Source organism: Shimia abyssi, from assembly GCF_003014475.1.
Classification (GTDB): Bacteria; Pseudomonadota; Alphaproteobacteria; order Rhodobacterales; family Rhodobacteraceae; genus Shimia; species Shimia abyssi.
Genome location: NZ_PYGJ01000002.1, coordinates 331,271 through 350,538, shown reverse-complemented (window position 1 = coordinate 350,538; position 19,268 = coordinate 331,271). Strand labels below are relative to the sequence as shown.

Here is a 19,268-nt window from a genome sequence, read left to right as displayed (position 1 = left end):
GCGGAAGTATTTTTGGAAAGATGAAGGGGCGTTTTGGGCGCCCTTTCTTTGCGTTTGGGAGTTGAGGACATGAAGCGCAAAGTGTTGTTGATCGTGCTGGATGGAGTGCCATGGCGCAATTGGGGACGTCTTTTCGGCAATCTTGAGGGTTGGGTACAAAGTGGCGCGGCACGCAAGTGGCGTATGCGTTCGGTCCTGCCATCTACCTCGGCAAGTTGTTATGCGTCGATCCATACCGGGGTGACGCCTCAGGTGCATGGGTGCACAGGCAACCGTAATGTGTTTCGGTTGGATCAGCCGGACGTGTTCAGCGAAGTGCGCAAGGCAGGCGGGGTGACCGGGGCTGTGGCGCATTCATTCTGGTCAGAGTTTTTCAACCGCGCGCCATTCGATCATGTGCGCGACATCGAGTATGATGAGCCTGAGAGTGAAAGCATCAATCATGGACGGTTTCATTCGATGGCAGGCTATGGGCTGATCAATCAGATGACGCCGTCGGATGTGGATTTGTTTGCAACGCTGACGTCGCTGTGCTTGCGGCATGGATTGGACTACGGGATGCTGCATACCTGTACGCTGGACAGTATGGGGCATCGGTTTCAGCATGAGAGCCATGAGATGGACCATGCCTGTTTCGTGATGGACGAAATGCTGGCTCCGTTCATTCCGCGTTGGCGCTCAGCGGGGTATGAGGTGATCGTGACTGCCGATCATGGACAGGACACGCGTGGCCATCATGGCGGGCATGATCCGTTGCAGCAGGAATTTGCGCTGTATTATTTTGGTGATGCTGATGGGCCCGCGGGGAATGTGCTGCTGGATCAGCTTCAATTGGCGCCAACAGTTTTGAAACTGATGGGGGTTGCTGCCCCAGCTTCGATGAAGGCGGAGCCGTTTTTGGTTTAGAGCCTTTATTGGCTTTGACAAAATGGTTTATTCGGCGGCGGTCTTTGTTCGTGCAGAGGTCAGCAAGGCGGCCAGTTCCGGTTTGCAGGAGCCGCAATTAGACCCCGCGGAAAGGGCAACGCCGATTTGCTCAACGCTAAGCAGATCTTGCGTTGTGATGGCGTTCAAAATTGTGTTCACGCCGACGTTGAAGCAGGCGCAGATCGTGGTGCCGGGGTCTGGTTGGTCTGCGCCGGGGTGTCCAGCGAGCGCGGTTCGGCCGGGGCTTCCGAGAAGGTTTGCAACGTACGAGCGTGAGACGGCAACGGGGTTGGGCGCGGCGTAGAGTGCACCTATGAGTTGGCCGTTCTGGTGTAGGGCGACGCGGGCGGTGCGACGGGTTTGATCGATGACGCTGGAGAAGGTGGCGTCCTGCGCTGCGAAGAGGGTTTGGGCGAAGGTTTCCCAGCTGTCTGGCGTGTTTTGGCCGGCAAGCTCGGTACGCCAGCCAGAGGGGTGGCGAGCGGCGGCCCAATAGCCTGTGTCGGGAGACAGGCGTGATGAGGAGACGGCGAAGCCGTACCATGTAGGCGCGAAGGGGGTAATCGAGACTTGCGCTGCCTTGGTATCTGGTTGACCGGATATCGGATCCGTGGCCGAAGGAATCACGGTGCAAATACGCCCGGCGGAGGCGTATTCAGAGGTCCAGTGGATTGGCGCGAACACGGCCCCCGGTCTTACACGGTCAGTGATCAGGACGCGCAGAATAGCGTAGCCATGGCGGCTTTCAACTTTGGTGAGGTCCGCCGCCTTGAGGCCGATGGCAAGGGCGTCCTGTGGGTGGATCTCAAGAAATGGTTCGCCGGTGTGCTGATTGAGGCGAGGGGAGAGGGCCGTGCGTGTCATGGTGTGCCATTGGTCGCGGATTCGACCAGTGTTTAAGCGGTAGGTTCCACGGACGGCGGGCGGGGCGCTAGATTGTGTCAGGGCAAGCATATTGGCGCGGGTGGAGGGCGTAAAGAAACGCCCGTCGGCAAACATGCGGTCGCCGGATGTGCCGCGCGTTGGGATAGGCCAGCGGGTGGGGTGCAGAGCGTCGTACTCGGAGTTGGTGAGGTCTGACAGTCCGGAGATGTCGAAGTCTTTGCCTTGCGCGGCGGCGAGGCCGGACAGGGCGGCGTATTCGCGGAATATCTCGGCCGGGGTGGAATAGTCGAAGGCGTCCTGCCACCCCATGCGACGGGCGACGTCGGATATGATGTCCCAGTCGTGACGGGATTGACCGGTTTTGGGTAGCACCGCGCGCTGACGCGAGATAACTCGGTCCGAGTTGGTGACGGTGCCGTCCTTTTCGCCCCAGCCCGTGGCAGGGAGCACAACATTGGCGAGGCAGGCGGTATCAGTTGTGGCAGTGAGGTCGGAAACTACGGTGAAGTCGCAATTGGCGATGGCGTCGCGCACGAAATCAGCTTGTGGCAGCGAGACGGCGGGGTTGGTGCACATGACCCAGAGCGCCTTGATCCTACCCTCAGAGACGGCCCGAAACATGTCGACTGCTTTAAGGCCGGCGTGGTCCGGCAGGTTGGGCGCGTTCCAGAAGCCGCCGACAAGGGCGCGGTGTTCAGGATTTTCGATGTCGAGGTGACAGGCGAGCATATTGGCGAGTCCGCCGACTTCGCGCCCACCCATAGCGTTGGGTTGACCGGTGACAGACAGAGGACCCATACCCGGCTGACCGATACGGCCTGTAGCGAGGTGGCAGTTGAGGATGGCGTTGACTTTATCTGTGCCATGGTCGGATTGGTTCACGCCTTGGGAGAAGACCGTCACGACCCTTTCTGAGCGTATCCAGAGGTTCAGGAACTCGGTCAACTGGGCATGGGGGATGCCGGTGACGGTTACGTCTGTTGAGCTAGCCGCATCAAGTGCTGCGTCAAAGCCGGTTACATGGCCGGTGACGAACTCGGCATTCACGGCGCCCTGTTCGTGGATTTCGCTGAGAAGACGGTTGAACAGGGCGACGTCGGTACCGGCGTTGATGGCTAGATGCATGTCGGCAAGATCGGTGGTGGCGGTACGGCGGGGGTCGACAGCAATGACGCGCATGTTGGGGCGGGTGGCCTTGGCAGCGGCGAGGCGTTGGTAGAGCACCGGGTGGCACCAAGCGAGGTTGGAGCCGACAAGCACGACGAGGTCTGCCTGTTCAAGGTCTTCGTAGGTGCCGGGTACGGTGTCGGTGCCAAAGGCGCGTTTGTGGCCCGCGACAGTGGAGGCCATGCAAAGGCGCGAGTTGGTGTCGATATTGGCAGTGCCTAAAAAGCCTTTGATCAGTTTGTTGGCAACATAATAGTCTTCCGTCAGGAGCTGGCCAGAGACGTAAAAAGCCACGGAATCCGGTCCATGTTTGGCAATGGTCTCGGAAAATCGGGACGCGACCAGATCGAGCGCGTGATCCCAGCTTGCGGGGCGGTTGTCGATCTGCGGGGTGAGGAGACGACCGTCGCTGGCGACGGTTTCTCCGAGCGCCGATCCTTTGGAACACAGCCGGCCCGCGTTGGCCGGATGCGTCGGGTCGCCCTTGATCGTCAACCCGCCAGCGCCATCAGGTGCAGCCAGAACACCACAGCCTGTCCCGCAATAGGGACAGGTGGTGCAGGTGGCGTTTGCGGGGGATAGATCAAAGTCTTTCATCAGGCTGCGGCCTCGGTTTGGAGCGTTCTGGAGTCGAGCAGAATGCGCCCGTCAATGATCTGAGTGGCAAAGGTTTCGATCTGGCCTTCATCAGCCCCTTGAGCAGCGCCGGTTTCGAGGCAGAAGACCCAATTGTGCAGTGGGCATGTGACCTTGCGGTCATGTACGATACCTTCGGAGAGCGGACCGCCCTTGTGTGGGCAGCGGTCCGAGGTGGCGAACACCTCGGTTTCTGTTGGGCGAAACACTGCGACGCAGCCAAGGGGTGTTTTCACCACGCGCGCGCCCCGCAGGGGAATGTCGTCGAGCTTGCCAATGTCGATCCAGTTCATTCTGCCGCCTCCAGTGTCAGGTTTGCGATGGGTTGGTATGTGTCGGCTCTTTCGCGGGCGTGTTCTGCCCATGGGTCTTTGCGATAGATCGACTGTGAGAGTTCGAAACGCGCAGCCAGTGCCTTTCGGTTCTCAAGATCGTCCACGACGTTCTCCTGGACCCAGTCCATGCCGACCTTGGCCAACCATTTATAGATACGGTCGAGATATTTACCGCCTTCGCGATAAGCTTGGGTCACGGCGGTTATGACTTCGATCACTTCCGCTTCGGTTGCGACCTGACAGAGCAATTCTGTTTCTTTAACGTCCATGCCCGCGGCGCCGCCGATACCAATCTGGTATCCACTGTCGACACATACGACGCCGATGTCTTTGCATGTGGCTTCGGCGCAGTTGCGCGGGCAACCAGAGACACCCAGTTTCAGCTTGTGTGGCGCCCACGAGCCCCAGAGAATTTTCTCAAGTTGGATGCCAAGCCCGGTGCTGTCCTGAGTGCCAAAGCGGCAATGGTCGCTGCCGACACAGGTTTTGACGGTGCGCAAACCTTTGGAATACGCATGTCCCGAGACCATGCCAGCCTTGTTCAAATCGGACCAGATTTCGGGCAGATCCTCGCCCTTGACCCCCAAAAGGTCGATGCGCTGGCCACCGGTGACGTGGATGGTCGGCACATTGAACTTTTCAGCCGCATCCGCAATGGCGCGCAGCTCGGTTGGGTTGGTCATGCCACCCCACATACGGGGTACCACCGAATAGGTGCCGTCCTTTTGAATGTTGGCATGCTTGCGTTCGTTCACAAAGCGCGACTGTGGGTCGTCGGCATATTCCAACGGCCAATCGGCAAGCAGGTAATAGTTGATTGCCGGGCGGCAGACGTGGCAGCCGTTTGGTGTATTCCAGCCAAGTTCCTGCCAGACGGCGGGCTGTGATTTCAGCTCGCGCGATTTGATCAGGCGGCGCACGTCTTCGTGAGTGAACTCGGTACAACCGCAAACAGATTTGCTGGCTGGCAGTACAAAGTCATCGCCAAGCGTGACTGAAAGCACCTGTTCGACGAGACCGGTGCAGGTGCCGCAGGAGCCGGAGGCCTTGGTTTGGGCACGGACATCATCCAGTGTTGTTGCGCCGCCTTGAATGGCGTCGACGATCTGACCTTTGCATATGCCGTTGCAGCCGCAGATTTCTGCGTCAGCCGGTAAGGCTGCAACGGCTGCCATAGGGTCCGAGGGGGCACCCCCCTGGAAGGCAGGCCCAAAGATCAAAGTGTCGCGCATATTGGAAATGTCTTCGCCACTTTTTAGTAGGCCAAAGAACCAGTTGCCGTCTGCGGTGTCGCCATACATGACCACACCGATAATACGGTTCTCTTGGATCACAAGGCGTTTATAGATGCCGCGCGCCGGATCGCGATAGACGATGTCTTCGCGCCCTTCTCCGTCGGCAAAGTCGCCAGCGGAAAAGAGATCACAACCGGTGACCTTGAGCATGGTCGAGACGTCTTTGTTCACAAAGGTCGCTTCTTGGTCGAGCAGGGTTTTGGCAATGACTTTGGCCTGATCATATAGCGGTGCGACAAGGCCAAATATATTACCTTCATGTTCGACACATTCGCCAAGTGACAGGATGCTGTCGTCGGATGTGACCATGTGGTCGTCGACGTGAATACCGCGCCCAGTGGCGAGACCAGCCTCTGCGGCTAATGCGATGGAAGGGCGGATGCCGACGGCCATCACCAGCAGGTCACAGGGAAGTTCGGTACCATCATCCAGAAGGAGCGCTTTGACGCGACCGTTTTCGCCAGGGATTTCTTTGGAATTGGCCGAGCATTTGACGGTGATACCTTTGTCGACCAGCGCTTTGCGCAAGAGATAGCCTGCGGCCTCGTCCAGTTGGCGCTCCATCAGGTGGCCCATAATGTGCACAACGGTCACGTCGACACCGCGTGCCTTGAGGCCAGCCGCGGCCTCTAACCCAAGCAGGCCACCGCCGATTACCACGGCGCGTGCATCGGGTCTTTCGCCGAGGGCAATCATTGCGTTGGTATCTTCGAGGTCACGATAGGCGATGACACCGTCAAGATCATGGCCGGGAAGCGGAATGATGAATGGCGTGGAGCCGGTGGCGATGATCAGTTTGTCATAGGCCAGCACGTCGCCATTATCTGCCGTTATGGTTTTGGCGTTTCGATCAATGGCGACCACTTTTTCGCCAAAGCGGCACGTGACGTTATTGTCCTCGTACCATTCGGCGGTATGGGTGAGGATTTCCTCAAACGTCTTGTCGCCCGAAAGTACTGGTGACAGCATGATGCGGTTATAGGTGCCGCGAGGTTCGGCGTTGAAAAGGGTGACGTCAAAGGCGTCGGGAGCTTGCTCGAACAGATGTTCGAGGGCGCGGCCCGAAGCCATGCCGGCCCCGATGATAATCAGTTTCTGGGTCATGGCTTTCACTCTGCTGCGATGGCCTTGGGGGCGGTTTTTGGCGTGGGTTTGGCGCCGTGTTCGTATTCCTCTAGGAAATCGAGCACTTCCTGTCGGAAGGTGTAGTAGTCGGGGTGTTCCAGAAGCGCCTTGCGTGTGCGCGGGCGAGGCAAGTCGACATCCACAATTTTGCCGATTGTGGCCTGTGGGCCGTTGGTCATCATAACCACGCGGTCAGCCAGCAGGATGGCTTCGTCAACGTCATGTGTAACACAGATGGCCGTTACTTTGGTGCGGTCCCAGACCTCCATGAGCACCTCTTGCAATTCCCAGCGGGTGAGGCTGTCGAGCATTCCAAAGGGTTCGTCGAGCAAGAGGAGCTTTGGCGAGAGGGCAAAGGCGCGGGCGATGCCGACGCGTTGCTTCATACCGTTGGACATGGAATGTGCTGGGCGGTCCATGGCGTCGGCAAGTCCCACGCGTTCGAGATAATAGTCGACCACGTCCTGACGTTCGCTGCGCGAAGCCTTGGGGTAGACCTTGTCCACACCAATGGCGACGTTTTCACGTGCCGAGAGCCATGGGAAGAGGTTGGGCGACTGAAACACTACGGCGCGTTCTGGATCGGCGCCTTCGACGTGACGACCGTCAAGGCGAATACCGCCTTTGGAGATCTCATTCAGGCCAGCGGCCATGGTGAGGACAGTGGATTTGCCGCAGCCAGAGTGGCCGATCAGCGAGATGAACTCGCCGCGTTGCACCTTGAGGTCGAAGTCTTCGACAACGGTTAGCGGGCCTTTGGGTGTTGGGTAGACTTTGTGTAATTGCGAAAAGTCGAGGAAGTTGTGGTCGATCATGCCCTTTTGCGCGTCTTTGACGGCGGTGGGAACACCATGGATTGGCGTCACGTCGGGTAGGGTTTTGGTGCCTTCGGTTTTGGCTTCGATCCCCACATCCATCAGGTATTTAGTGATGTCTGCCCGCAGGCGTTTGAACCCGTCGTGGTGGTTCATTTCCATGCGGTCGCGAGGGCGAGGAATGGTGACGGTAAACTCGTCGCCAAGTGTGCCATCGGGGTTCAAAGCGATGATACGATCCGCGAGGATGATTGCTTCGTCCACATCATTGGTAATCAGGACGCAGGTTTTTTTGTCTTCGGTCCAGATATGTTCGATCTCGTCCGCCAGATTGGCGCGGGTGAGGGCGTCGAGCGCAGAAAGCGGCTCGTCCAACAGCAGCATTTCGGGGTCCATGGCCAAGGCACGGGCGACGTTCACACGTTGGCGCATGCCGCCAGAGAGTTCTGCCGGGCGGCGGTGCGTTGCATGGGAGAGGCCGACCATATTGACGTAATGGGCCACTTTGGCCGATTTCTCATCCTTGGGCATCTTCGGGAACACGCTGTCGAGTGCAAGGCGCACGTTACCGTTCACGGTGAGCCACGGCATGAGCGAGTAGCTCTGGAAGATCAGACCACGTTCCGGGCCAGGGCCATTGATTGGTTTGCCTTTGAAGGTGACGGCCCCTTTTGACGGTGTGTCGAGGCCTGCCATCAGGTTGATCAGCGTTGTCTTGCCGGTGCCGGAGAAGCCGAGGAGGACGAGGAACTCGCCCTCCTTCACATTTAGGTTGATGTTTTTGAGTACGTCGGTCCGTGCGGTGCCTTCACCGAAGGATTTGGAGACGTTGTCGAAGGTGAGAATGCTCATGTCAGATCACCGGTTCGAGGAGAAGGTAAAGAGCGACTGGATGGCGTACATCAGGCGATCAAGCAGGAAACCGATGATGCCAATGGTGAAGACGGCCACCATGATTTTCGCCAGTGATGAGGACGAGCCGTTCTGGAACTCGTCCCAGACAAATTTGCCAAGGCCGGGGTTCTGGGCCAGCATTTCGGCGGCGATCAGCACCATCCATCCCACACCCAGCGACAGGCGCAGACCGGTGAAGATCAATGGCAGGGCGGAGGGCAGGACAAGTTTGGTGATCTTGGTCCATGTGTTCATTTTCAGAACTTTGGAGACCGAGATGAGGTCTTTGTCGATGCTCGCGACCCCCAGGGAGGTGTTGATCAGCGTCGGCCACAGAGAGCAGAGCGTCACGGTGATGGCCGAGTTGAGGAACGATTTGGAGAACAAACCGTCGTCTACAGTGTAGGTGGCCGACACGATCATGGTCACGATTGGGAGCCAAGCCAATGGGGAGACCGGTTTGAATATCTGGATCAGTGGGTTGATGGCGGCGTTTGCATATGGCGAGAGGCCAGCGAGGATGCCCAGCGGGATTGCGATAATCGAACCGATCAGGAAGCCGAAAAAGACGGTTTTGATCGAGGTCCAGATTTGGTTGTAGTAGCTGGGCGAGCCGGTATAGGCGATTTGCTTGACCTTTTCGGGCTGACCATTGGCGATGAATTTTGCGTTGCGCGCGTCGACCCGCGCATTGAATTTCGCCTCTTTGGCGGCTTTGGCCTGTGCGTCTTGGTGAAGATTAACGGCCTCGGTCCAGACTTGTTTAGGGCCAGGGACTGCACCGAGTGAGGTTTGAACCTGTGGGGCGAGTGTGCCCCAGAGCAGCAGGAAACCGAGGATGGCAAGAACAGGAACGCCGAGCAGCCGCCAGATTTTTTTGGCCTGCGCTTTGGGGTTGTCGCCTGCGGCGGCTTTGAGAATGGGGGTGACGAAGGAGAGGCCGAGGACCTGAAACCAGGTGTCGGCCTTGTTGATGCGGGTGAAGAGACGTGCGCGACGGGCTTCGCGCTCTTCATCGGCCAGGGCTTGGGGGTCGATTGCGGTCATGGGGCGTGTCCTTGGACGGATGGCGGGGGGGTGCGCTCCTCAAGCCCTTGCGGGCTTTCATCGCGAGGAAGTCCCGAAAGGGGCCGAGGAGCGCGCTTGTTGCTTAGCCTTGGATCTCTGTACCGACGACCTTCTGGTCGCCTTTAAGGCCGATTGGCAGGCTTTCGAGATAGGCGTTCGGGGTGCGACCGTCATATGCGATGCCGTCGATGATATCTTCGGCAGGGGTCGGAGCCTTGTAGCCGTCGCTTTCCCAAGGGAAGTCCGCAGAGTTCGCAAGACCCTCGTCGACCAGAAGTTTGGCGGCTTCGAGGTAGATTTCGGGTTTGTAGACCGACTTGGCGACTTCGTCATACCAGCTGTCTGATTTTGACTCGGCGATCTGACCCCAGCGGCGCATTTGGGTCAGGTACCAGACGGCGTCCGAATAGAACGGGTATGTGGCGTTGTAGCGGAAGAAGACATTGAAGTCCGGTACTTCACGCTTGTCGCCTTTTTCGTATTCGAATGTGCCGGTCATGGAGTTTGCGATCACGTCATAATCTGCACCGACATATTCGGGCTGGGACAGGATTTCCACGGCGGCGGGGCGGTTGGCGTTGTCGTTTTCGTCAAGCCACATGGCCGCGCGGATCAGAGCCTTGACGACAGCCAGCGTGGTGTTGGGGTACTCTTCGGCAAATTCGGCGGTGATGCCAAAGACCTTTTCCGGGTTGTTTTTCCAGAGTTCGTAGTCGGTGATAACAGGGACACCGATGCCTTTGAACACGGCCTGCTGGTTCCACGGCTCGCCGACGCAGTACCCGTAGATTGTGCCTGCTTCCATTGTAGCGGGCATTTGCGGTGGGGGCGTGACGGAGAGCAGAACATCGGCGCCGATTTGACCTGAGATGTTTTCGGGGCTGTAAAAACCCGGCTCCAGACCGCCTGCAGCGAGCCAGTAGCGCAGTTCGTAGTTGTGTGTCGAAACCGGAAAGACCATGCCCATATTGAAGGGTTTGCCCTCGGACTGGTATTTTTCGACCACAGGTTTCATTGAGGCGGCAGAGATCGGGTGCTGCGGGCGGCCATCTTCCATCAGGGGGACATATGGCTTCATCTCTTCCCAAATCTGGTTGGAAACGGTGATGCCGTTGCCGTTCAAATCCATGGAGAAGGGGGTGATGATGTGCGCCTCGGTGCCGTAACCGATCGTCGCGGCGAGTGGCTGGCCGGCGAGCATATGCGCGCCGTCGAGCTGGCCGTCGATCACGCCGTCCAGCAGAACTTTCCAGTTGGCTTGCGCTTCGAGTGTCACGAAGAGACCCTCGTCGTCAAAGAAGCCTTGTTCATAGGCCACGGCCAGCGGGGCCATGTCGGTGAGTTTGATAAAGCCAAATGTCAGTTCGTCTTTTTCAAGTTCGAGTTCAGCCATGGCCGGGGTGACCAGCATGGTGGTGGCTGCAAGGAGAGATGCGATGCGTTTCATGTTACTTCCTTTGTTAGGCCCCTGAGTGGCAGGTGGGGGAATAAAAAAAAGCCGCTGGACCGACGTTGTGGGAGGGCAACGGGTCGAGCGGCTTTGCTCTGGGGTTCCCCTGCTTCGGGGAGGGAGGAATTTGCGGAACGTCTTTGTTCCGGCTTGGGTTCATTAGGCGCCGGGGGAGCCTATGGCGCAAGCTGTGTTGGCGTCAGAACAGGTTGAATGCGCCGCATCGCAGCATAATTTTGCTGCGAGTGCACATTTTTTGTTCATTCGAGAACTGGTGGATCAAAAATTCGGCCGTCAAAAAACGCATCCGGTCCGAGAATCAGGGTGCCGTTGTCAGATGCGACCGACGTTGGCACGGCCAGCGCGCCTTCGAGTTTTACGGACGCACCGGGCATATCTGCGCCCAGTGGGGCGAGGTGACGGCGGTAGAGATCGGATCGAAAGATCGTTGCAGCGTCTCGGGCAGCGGCGATCGGATCCAGACCGTGCCGATTGGCGAGTTGCGTTGCGATGAAAGCCGCCTGAGATTTCCATGGAAACGTGGCGGCCGCGTCGAAAAACGCAACCATGCGCGGGACGCGTTGAACGGGCGCGTGTTGAGATACGATCATATGACCGGTGAGAGACCGCTCTAGAATTTCGGCGGGAATGCCGAGATATTCCGGCCAGCCGAGGATTTCTGCGGCGGTTGAGAGTTTGGAGGCGTCCCCCAGCCAACGCCCGGCCTTCCATGTGGCACGCAAGAGACGGCCGGCGAGATTGTCATTGGTGCTGACCCAGTCACTACGTACGGCGAGCACTTTTTCAGGGCAGAATTGCCATATGCGCGCACCAGGCAGGAGCAACTCTCCGCCGCCGTTTTCTACGGTGATGGATCCCCACGGTTCACCAACGCAAAACGCATCGATTTCGCCGGAAGCGATGGCGTCTGCCATCAGAGGGGGCGGGATAGTGCGCACCTTGAGCGCCTGTGGAGCGGTTTGGCCGAAAGTGACCAGCCAGTAGTGAAGCAGTTCAGCATGCATGGAAAAGGGAAACGGAACACCGATGCGCAATTCCCCGGAAACTTGGGCCAATGCCTGGCCGGCGGCGAGCGCATCGGTGAAATCGGGTTTAAACTCGCTGGCGCGCAGGCGGCTGGCGAGTTCGTTGGAGACGCCAAAAACATTGCCGTTGACGGAGAGAACGGAGAGTGCGTCGAGCCGAGTGCTGATGCCGCCCAGCCCAAGCGCCATGGCGATGGGGACGGGAGAAAGCATATGTGCGGCATCGATTTGGCCCAGCACCAGATGGTCCCGCAGAGTGGACCATGACGGGCTGGGCTGCAAAGTCAGGGTGAGCCCTTCTTCTTCAGCAAAGCCAAGTTCATGCGCGATGATCAAGGGAGCTGCGTCGACGAGAGGCATGAAGCCTATGTTCAGCGATTGTGTTTTCATGACAGCAGGTCCGACGCGGTCACGAGGGCTTGGGCGACATCGACGATCTTTTTGCCCTGTCCCATCGCAGTCTTGCGCATGAGCGCATAGGCTTCGTCTTCTGAAAGACCACGTGCGCGCATCAGGATGCCCTTGGCGCGGTCGACGATCTTGCGTTCTTCCAGGGCGCGTTTGGTTGCAGCGAGTTCGGTGCGCAGGCGCTGGAACATGCGAAAGCGCGAGATGGCGGCGTCCATGACCGGTTTGAGACGGTCTGTGCGTAGGCCATCGACCACATATGCCGAGACGCCGGCTTCGATGGCGGCCTTTGTCATACTGTCGTCGCTACGGTCTACAAACATGGCGACGGGGCGTTCCAGAGGCGATGAGGCCAGCGTGAGTTCTTCGATCATATCGCGCGAGGGATTGGTGATGTCGACCAGCACGATATCGGGGTTGAAATCGGCGACCGAACGAGCAAGGCCCGTATGACCCGAGAGCACTGTTATGTGGTGGTCGCCAGTTGTCGCGAGGCTATCTATGATAGCATGGGCGCGGGATTTGTCAGGCTCGACAACGAGGATTTTGAGTGTGGTTGTCACGGGGCGGGCGGTCTCTTTTTTGAGAGGCTGGACGACCCTTTTGGTACGAGCGGGAAGCGCAAGATACGAGGCTAAGGGATCAGCGCAAAGGCGTCTTAAGGGTCGCTGCCAGATTAATGTGCACGGTTGCACGAAAATTGAGCAACGTTGCGAGCGCGCTTCTCCAGCCATTGCGGGCTGTCCTCGCTAGATGCAGCGCCCGCCATCGACCTCCATCAGAGTGCCGGTGATCATGCTGGCCTCGTCCGAACAGAGGAAACAGGCGGCATTGCCCATATCCTCGGGTTGTGAGAAGCGGCCTAGTGGGATTGAGGCTAGGAATTTGGCGCGCATTTCGGGGGTGTCTTCGCCCATGAAACTCTTGAGAAGGGGCGTTTCGCCTGCGACAGGGTTAAGGGCATTTACGCGGATGCCAAAGGGCGCAAGTTCGACGGCCATGGTTTTGGTGGCGGTATTCACCCAGCCTTTGGAGGCATTGTACCAATTCAGGTTGGGGCGGGGTGAGAGACCTGCGGTGGACGAGACATTGAGGATTGTTCCGGCGCTTCGCTGTTTCATATGGGGAATAAGAGTGCGGGCGGTGAGGTAGATAGATTTGCAGTTCACAGCAAAGACGTGATCGAAATCGTCCTCGGTGATCGTGTCCAGCGGGGCAGGGAGGTGGGTGACGCCAGCGTTGTTAACCAGGATATCGACATGGCCCCACTGAGACAGGGCGGTGATAATCATGTTGGCGACGCTTTCGCTGTCTGCGACATCGACGTGATGTCCGAAGGCGTCTGCGTGTTCGTTCGCCTTGGCTTTTGCGCCCTCTTCATTCAAGTCTGCGATCATGACGCGCGCGCCTTGGGTAAGGAATTTGTCGACGATCCCAGCGCCGAAGCCTGAGGCGCCGCCGGTGACGATAGCGGTTTTGTTTTCAAGGCGCATGAATGTGTCCTTTTCGTTGGTTGCCGGGTGTTTGGTGATGGCGGGCGCCTCCGGGGGGGTACTTTGAAACATTGAGAATTCAAGGTTGGTTCGAGGGAAGGATGGGGATTTCTGTGGGGTGTGCAATGGCTTTGAGTGGGGGCGGCAGGAAAAGGCCGCCGGTTTCGCGGATGTGGAAGTAGAGGGAAGGGGCGAGCGGGATGTCGTGGCGAGCGAAAAAGGTAGCGAGTTGTTCCGGAGGCGCGGAAACCGGCCATTCGAAGAATTGGTCTGGGGCGTTTCGGGCGAAATAGGTGCGGGCGTTCGCGTGGTGGGTCGCAAAATCGTTGCGCCATTTTTCGAGCACCTGCCACGGGCGCAGGACGAGATATTTCGCGGTGATCTGAACCAGCTTTTTGTGGGCGCGGCGCGAGGCGAGCCAGCCTTGGACGGATCGTGTGTTGAGGATAAAAAGCGCGTCCGGGTAGGCCGCGTGGAATTCGGCAAAGCGCAGGTTGAGATCGTGCGGGCCGACGGTGAGATCAATGAAGACATCATAGCCTTCCAAACCGTGGAGCGGTGGGCGCTGGGCGTCGAGGTTGGCTTTGATGTGGCGCGTGGCGTGGGGGATAGTGGCTTGTTCTGCCTCTGGACGACCAAAAAGTTTTCCGTTGCCGGAGGAATGGATGGTCAGGATACCCGAGGCCATCATCAGCATGGCAAGTGAGGATGTCGCGGTTTTATTGAACCCAATGAAAATAATTTTACGCCCGGTGCGGCGAAAGGCAAAGCCGGGACGTGGCAGGACCGGCGTGGCGTCGTGAAAGAGCGCGGCGCGCAGAGGGTAAGTGTTGTCCATTTGGGTCCGAAGTGAGGCTTGCGATGCATACACATTCGGACCTGTGGCATTTTAAAGCAAGGGCGGGCTAAACTGAAACCGCCTCGAGTAGTTCTTGGCGGCTGAGGCTGTCGGAGGTGCCGGATTTCACCACGGCGCCGCGGCGCAGGATGACGAAGCTGTCGGCGTGGTCATAGGCGAAGTCGAAGAATTGCTCGACGAGGATAATGGCCATGTCGCCACGGTCACGCAGGTAGTCGATGACCTTGCCGATTTGTTTGATGATGTTTGGTTGGATGCCTTCGGTAGGTTCGTCAAGCAAAAGGAGTTTAGGCTTGGTGATCAAGGCGCGAGCGATGGCGAGCTGTTGTTGCTGGCCGCCAGACAGATCGCCACCGCGTCGGTGCAGGAAGTCTTGGAGGATCGGGAAAAGCTCAAAAATTTCATCGGGGATGAAGTGCTCTGATTTAGGCAAGCATGCATAGCCGGTTTCCAGATTTTCGCGCACAGTGAGCAGCGGAAAGACATCACGTCCTTGAGGCACATAGCCAACGCCGAGTTGGGCCATGGCGTGGGCAGGGAGCACGTCAATTGGCTTGCCATTTATTGTAATGCTTCCGGAGCTGCGCGTGTGAGTGCCGGAGATGGCTTTGAGCAGTGAGGTCTTGCCAACGCCGTTGGTGCCCATGACGCAGGTGGTCTTGCCGAGTTCGGCCTGCAATGAGATGTCATGCAGGATTTGCGAACTGCCGTAATGCAGGTTGAGATTGTCGATTTTCAGCATGTTTCAGCGCCCCAGATAAACATCGATGACCTCTTGGTTCGAGGTGACGTGGTCGAGTGAACCTTCGGCCAGCACAGACCCTTCGTGCAGGACAGTGACTTTGCAGTTCAGGCGTCGCACAAACTCCATATCGTGTTCAACAACGACAACCGCGCGTGTTTTTGCGGCCTCGACCAGAATCGAGGTGGTGTGTTCACGTTCCTCCGGCGTCATGCCCGCGGCGGGTTCATCAACCAGCAGGAGTTGCGGTTCTTGGGCCAGCAACATGCCGATTTCGAGCCATTGTTTCTGGCCGTGGCTGAGTTCACCGGACTTACGGTAAAGCTGTTCGTTGAGTCCGATCTGTTCCGCCAGTGCCACTACTTTTTCCGTGTCTGTTGGGCCTCGTTTATAAAAGAGAACAGCAAGCGGATTGCGGTCTTTCTTGAGTGCCAGCAGGAGGTTGTCGAAGACAGATTGGTCCTCGAACACGGTAGGACGTTGAAATTTGCGGCCTACCCCGGCGCGGGCGATTTGGGCCTCGGAAAGTTTGAGGAGCGAGACCGATTTCTCACCCCAGATTACGCGGCCCTCATCCGGGCGGGTTTTGCCAGTGACAATGTCCATGAACGTGGTCTTTCCGGCGCCGTTGGGGCCAATGATGGCGCGCATTTCGGCGGCGCCGATCTGGAAGGACAGGTTGTTGATCGCGCGGAAGCCATCAAAGGAGACGGAAACGCCGGAAACTTCGAGAAGGGTGCTCATGTGTCGGCCTCTTGTTCCTGGAGAGAGCCCGCGCCGGGGCCGAGATCCTGACCGTGGCGATCAGGGGGGGTGCGACCGGTGAAGTAGTCGAAGAGCCCGCCAATGCCTTTGGGAGCAAAAAGGGTAACTAAGACGAAAGAGAGGCCCAGCACCACTTGCCACCAGTCGACCCAGTCGACGGTATAGAAACCTAAGGGAACCGACGGCACTTGGCCGCCTGTAAACCAAGTGGAGACAAGTGAAACGAAGGCAGCGCCGATGACCGCACCATAAAGGCGGCCGCGTCCACCTATAGCCACCCAGACCGCGAGGTAAATTGAGGCGATGGGGGCAATTTCTGCCGGGTTGATAATGCCCGCCTGGGGGTAGTAGAGCGCCCCGGCGATGCCTGCGATTATGGCGGTGACGGTGAAGATGAAGAGTTTGTACCCTTCGACCGAGTAGCCAAGGAAACGCACGCGCGCCTCGTCATCGCGGATGCCACGCAGGACCGAGCCGAACTTACCCGAGACCACCCATGCAGCAAATAGGTAGCCGAGTCCGAGTGCGAGGGCTGAGGCCCACAGGAACCATAGCGACACGGTGGCTTGGGGAACGTCGTCAAGGCCGGGCACGTTTTGCAGGCCGGAGAGACCGTTATTGCCGCGCAGTCCGCTGTCGTTCTGAAAGAGGTAGAGCGCAAGAGCAAGCGTCATCGCCTGGGTCAGGATGGAGAGGTAGACGCCGGTTACACGGCTGCGGAAGGCGAGCCAGCCGAAGATTAATGCCAGCAGGCCGGGCACGGCGACGACGAGGATCAGTTGCAGAGTCAGTGAGTGGGAGAAAGCCCAGATGAGTGGGAAATCCGAGCTGCCCACGACGCCAAAGATCTGGTTGCCAATAGCGTCAATGACTTCTTGCTGGGTGGGGGGTATTTCATTGTTGGCCATGGAAGACACGATGATGTCGCGGGTGCGCTCATACATTAGCCACATGCCGATCATGTATCCGCCCAGTCCAAAGAAGGCGAAATGACCCAGCGAGAGAATACCCGTGTAGCCCCAGACTAGGTCCATCGCGAGGGCGATCAGACAAAGGCATAGAGTTTTTCCGAGTGTTTTGACAAAGCTGGTGGAGACCATGCCGGTGCCCATCGCCTCGGACAGGGCGGTGACGCCCAGTGTGAAGAGCGCGAGGCAAGACAGGAAAATCAGCACCGAAGGATTGCGGGCAAAGAGGGATCTGGTCATGGCCGGGCGCCTTTGGGTGGTTTTTGGGGTTTGGGGGCGCTGCCCCCGTCGCCCTTGGCGACACCCCCGAAGTATTTTTGGCAAGATGAATGCAGTTTGATGGGTGTGACCCAAAGGGCGGAGAAACAGAGCGGCATAGTGTCAGTCTCCTGCTGCGCGGCCCTTGAGGGCGATGATGCCTCGGGGGCGGAATTGGATGAAGATGATGATGAAGATGATCATGTAGGTCTGGGCTGCGAGCGTGTTGGATGGGTTCATCCACTCGATTCCTTTTTGCAGGAAGCCAATCATGGCGGCACCTGCGAGGGTGCCCCAGATATTGCCGACGCCGCCGACAACCACAGTCATGAAGGATTGCACGATGTAGTCAGAGCCAAGTTCGGAGGTGACTTTGGCAAAGAGGCCGATGGCAACGCCTGCGATGCCCGCGATGCCGGAGCCGAGGCCAAAGGTGAGCATGTTGACCTTGTCAGGGTTGATACCCATCGAGGCGGCCATGCGAGGGTTTTGGGTGACGGCGCGGGTTTCGAGACCGAGGCGCGTGCGTTTCATGATGAAGAGAAAGACGCTAAGAAAGATCAGCGCCAAGACGAAAATGGCGATGCGGATGTAGCTGATTGAGACCACGTCGTTCAGCACCCATGCACCATCGAGCCATGCGGGCGCAGTGAGGGGGCGGGCCTGGGTGCCGAAGATGTTTTTGGCGATCTGTTGCAGGGCGATCGAGATTCCGAAAGTCGCCAACAGTGTTTCTAGCGGGCGGTTGTAGAGGTGGCGGATGACGAGCCGTTCCATCGCGACGCCGGCGGCGAAAGTCACGGCAAAGGCGAGAGGCAGGGCGATGAGGATCGACACGGTGTAGTTCGGAACAAGTTGCTGGACGACGTAGCCGGTATAGGCGCCCATCATGATGAATTCGCCATGTGCCATGTTGATCACACCCATTACGCCAAAGGTGATGGCGAGACCAATGGCAGCGAGGAAGAAAATTGAGGCCAGTGAGATGCCGTCCAGTGCGAGGTCAAGTGTCTGGTTGAGGGCGACGCGGGTTTCGATAGCGGAAAGTGCGGTTTCAGCGGCATCGGTGACGGCGGAGGAGGGCTCCAGATAGGCGTCAAAGAAGCTGTGGACAGTGAGAGCGGCGGTGATCTCAGATTGGGTCGGTTGCGGTGCGGCGAGGCCGTTATCGACAAGCGAGGCATAGGCGCGTTCGCGGGCCTCGGTGCTGGTGAGGCTGGCGACAGGTACGCCGCCGACTGAGCCGCCGTCGATATTGGCGGCGAGCGCGGTGCGAATTTCATTGTCAGGAATGCGCGGTGGAGCGAGGCCCTTGGTCGCAAGCAGGGAGTAAGCGTCATCTACTGACAGCGTGTCGGAACCCGGAATGAGCGACCGGGCGACATTTTCGCCGTCGGGGATGGCCCCGGCAGTGACTTTTCGGGTGGTGTCGAGCAGGGTGTTGAGCGTTGCACGTGTGTCGAGAGAGATGTCACCCGAAATGCGGGTGATGGCAGCGATGCGGGCGGCCTCGTCCGTGTCAAAGCTGATGGTCAGCAGGGTTTCGAGTTGTTCCTTGCGGGCCTTGATTGTTGGGTTAGATTCACCGGGAATGGAGGCCCGTAGCGGGGCGAGGTGGCTGATCTCGGGATCACGCTGAATGGCCGTCAGAGCCTCAAGGCGGCGGGTGGCGTCGGGATCTGAGAGTTGAAACTGGACTAGTGCAACGCCGATCAGGGCGCGTACGCCGCTGTTGGGCTTGAGCTGTTTGAGGTCGCCCTTGTCTAATTCACCGATGGCTTCGCCTGTGTCGAAATCAGTAAGGCGGTAAGTTTTTTTGGCGATTTCTTCGCCTGAAAAGAACAGTCCGTCGGACTTGCGGCGCCACATGTCCTTGGATTGCCAAGTTTGCAGAACTGTCTGAGCCTGTGTGAGACCGCTGGCAGCGATGGCCTCGATCGCTGGGGCGATGGTTTTGCGCGAGCCTTTGGCGATGATGTCGCCGTGTTCTTGAAGAATCGTCTGGATCGCACCCAGTTCAGAAGCGGCAGGCGCGGCTTCTTGGGATTGGGCCGGAGGGGAGAAGAGAAAAACGGCCGCGATGGCGGCGAGAAGAGCCCGCATGTGTCCTACCAGAAATTGATTATTGGGAA

At 58.3% G+C, this 19,268-nt stretch carries 15 protein-coding genes; 1 reads left to right on the top strand and 14 read right to left on the bottom strand.

Annotated elements, in window-relative coordinates:
- The first annotated feature begins 69 nt into the window (after nt 1–69).
- Entirely contained in the window at nt 70–906 is an 837-nt protein-coding gene (locus tag CLV88_RS05705) for an alkaline phosphatase family protein (protein WP_106607411.1), read from the top strand.
- Nucleotides 907–933: 27 nt separating this feature from the next.
- Here the strand turns inward: CLV88_RS05705 and CLV88_RS05700 are convergent, their stop codons facing one another.
- The 14 genes from CLV88_RS05700 to urtB form a co-directional block, all read right to left on the bottom strand.
- Nucleotides 934–3,576, bottom strand: a complete 2,643-nt coding sequence (locus tag CLV88_RS05700; protein WP_106607410.1) for a nitrate reductase — start codon at nt 3,574–3,576, stop codon at nt 934–936.
- On the bottom strand, nt 3,576–3,908 hold the full coding sequence (gene nirD, locus CLV88_RS05695; RefSeq protein WP_106607409.1) for a nitrite reductase small subunit NirD: 333 nt from the start codon (nt 3,906–3,908) through the stop codon (nt 3,576–3,578). The genes CLV88_RS05700 and nirD overlap by 1 nt, the downstream gene beginning before the upstream one ends.
- Complete coding sequence (nirB, locus tag CLV88_RS05690; RefSeq protein WP_106607408.1) at nt 3,905–6,349, bottom strand: nitrite reductase large subunit NirB; 2,445 nt, start codon at nt 6,347–6,349, stop codon at nt 3,905–3,907. The genes nirD and nirB overlap by 4 nt, the downstream gene beginning before the upstream one ends.
- 5 nt (nt 6,350–6,354) lie before the next feature.
- Nucleotides 6,355–8,037 (bottom strand): ABC transporter ATP-binding protein, encoded by a 1,683-nt coding sequence (locus CLV88_RS05685; RefSeq protein ID WP_106607407.1) that lies wholly within the window; start codon nt 8,035–8,037, stop codon nt 6,355–6,357.
- 6 nt (nt 8,038–8,043) lie between these two features.
- Nucleotides 8,044–9,126 (bottom strand): ABC transporter permease, encoded by a 1,083-nt coding sequence (locus CLV88_RS05680; protein ID WP_106607406.1) that lies wholly within the window; start codon nt 9,124–9,126, stop codon nt 8,044–8,046.
- A gap of 103 nt (nt 9,127–9,229) precedes the next feature.
- The gene (locus CLV88_RS05675; protein ID WP_106607405.1) at nt 9,230–10,594 is read right to left on the bottom strand and encodes a CmpA/NrtA family ABC transporter substrate-binding protein; all 1,365 of its coding nucleotides are present in this window, start codon (nt 10,592–10,594) and stop codon (nt 9,230–9,232) included.
- Between the two features lie 263 nt (nt 10,595–10,857).
- Nucleotides 10,858–12,033 (bottom strand): ABC transporter substrate-binding protein, encoded by a 1,176-nt coding sequence (locus CLV88_RS05670; protein WP_106607404.1) that lies wholly within the window; start codon nt 12,031–12,033, stop codon nt 10,858–10,860.
- Entirely contained in the window at nt 12,030–12,614 is a 585-nt protein-coding gene (locus tag CLV88_RS05665; protein WP_106607403.1) for an ANTAR domain-containing response regulator, read from the bottom strand. Before CLV88_RS05665 ends, CLV88_RS05670 begins: the two co-directional genes overlap by 4 nt.
- A gap of 186 nt (nt 12,615–12,800) precedes the next feature.
- Entirely contained in the window at nt 12,801–13,544 is a 744-nt protein-coding gene (locus tag CLV88_RS05660; protein WP_106607594.1) for an SDR family oxidoreductase, read from the bottom strand.
- A gap of 79 nt (nt 13,545–13,623) precedes the next feature.
- Nucleotides 13,624–14,382 carry a sulfotransferase gene (locus CLV88_RS05655; RefSeq protein ID WP_106607402.1) on the bottom strand — a complete coding sequence of 253 codons (759 nt, stop codon included), beginning with the start codon at nt 14,380–14,382 and terminating at the stop codon, nt 13,624–13,626.
- A 67-nt stretch (nt 14,383–14,449) separates the two neighbouring features.
- Nucleotides 14,450–15,145 (bottom strand): urea ABC transporter ATP-binding subunit UrtE, encoded by a 696-nt coding sequence (urtE, locus tag CLV88_RS05650; protein ID WP_106607401.1) that lies wholly within the window; start codon nt 15,143–15,145, stop codon nt 14,450–14,452.
- Between the two features lie 3 nt (nt 15,146–15,148).
- On the bottom strand, nt 15,149–15,889 hold the full coding sequence (urtD, locus tag CLV88_RS05645) for an urea ABC transporter ATP-binding protein UrtD (RefSeq protein ID WP_106607400.1): 741 nt from the start codon (nt 15,887–15,889) through the stop codon (nt 15,149–15,151).
- Entirely contained in the window at nt 15,886–17,118 is a 1,233-nt protein-coding gene (gene urtC, locus CLV88_RS05640; RefSeq protein WP_106607399.1) for an urea ABC transporter permease subunit UrtC, read from the bottom strand. Before urtC ends, urtD begins: the two co-directional genes overlap by 4 nt.
- Before the next feature lie 141 nt (nt 17,119–17,259).
- Nucleotides 17,260–19,239, bottom strand: coding sequence for an urea ABC transporter permease subunit UrtB (gene urtB / locus CLV88_RS05635; RefSeq protein ID WP_106607398.1), 1,980 nt, complete (start codon nt 19,237–19,239; stop codon nt 17,260–17,262).
- Between the last annotated feature and the right edge of the window lie 29 nt (nt 19,240–19,268).

Excerpts from the sequence above, each read along its gene's own strand:
- CLV88_RS05705 (WP_106607411.1), top strand. The coding sequence starts at position 70 with ATGAAGCGCAAAGTGTTGTTGATCGTGCTGGATGGAGTGCCATGGCGC.
- CLV88_RS05700 (WP_106607410.1), bottom strand. The coding sequence starts at position 3,576 with ATGAAAGACTTTGATCTATCCCCCGCAAACGCCACCTGCACCACCTGT.
- nirD (WP_106607409.1), bottom strand. The coding sequence starts at position 3,908 with ATGAACTGGATCGACATTGGCAAGCTCGACGACATTCCCCTGCGGGGC.
- nirB (WP_106607408.1), bottom strand. The coding sequence starts at position 6,349 with ATGACCCAGAAACTGATTATCATCGGGGCCGGCATGGCTTCGGGCCGC.
- CLV88_RS05685 (WP_106607407.1), bottom strand. The coding sequence starts at position 8,037 with ATGAGCATTCTCACCTTCGACAACGTCTCCAAATCCTTCGGTGAAGGC.
- CLV88_RS05680 (WP_106607406.1), bottom strand. The coding sequence starts at position 9,126 with ATGACCGCAATCGACCCCCAAGCCCTGGCCGATGAAGAGCGCGAAGCC.
- CLV88_RS05675 (WP_106607405.1), bottom strand. The coding sequence starts at position 10,594 with ATGAAACGCATCGCATCTCTCCTTGCAGCCACCACCATGCTGGTCACC.
- CLV88_RS05670 (WP_106607404.1), bottom strand. The coding sequence starts at position 12,033 with ATGAAAACACAATCGCTGAACATAGGCTTCATGCCTCTCGTCGACGCA.
- CLV88_RS05660 (WP_106607594.1), bottom strand. The coding sequence starts at position 13,544 with ATGCGCCTTGAAAACAAAACCGCTATCGTCACCGGCGGCGCCTCAGGC.
- CLV88_RS05655 (WP_106607402.1), bottom strand. The coding sequence starts at position 14,382 with ATGGACAACACTTACCCTCTGCGCGCCGCGCTCTTTCACGACGCCACG.
- urtE (WP_106607401.1), bottom strand. The coding sequence starts at position 15,145 with ATGCTGAAAATCGACAATCTCAACCTGCATTACGGCAGTTCGCAAATC.
- urtD (WP_106607400.1), bottom strand. The coding sequence starts at position 15,889 with ATGAGCACCCTTCTCGAAGTTTCCGGCGTTTCCGTCTCCTTTGATGGC.
- urtC (WP_106607399.1), bottom strand. The coding sequence starts at position 17,118 with ATGACCAGATCCCTCTTTGCCCGCAATCCTTCGGTGCTGATTTTCCTG.
- urtB (WP_106607398.1), bottom strand. The coding sequence starts at position 19,239 with ATGCGGGCTCTTCTCGCCGCCATCGCGGCCGTTTTTCTCTTCTCCCCT.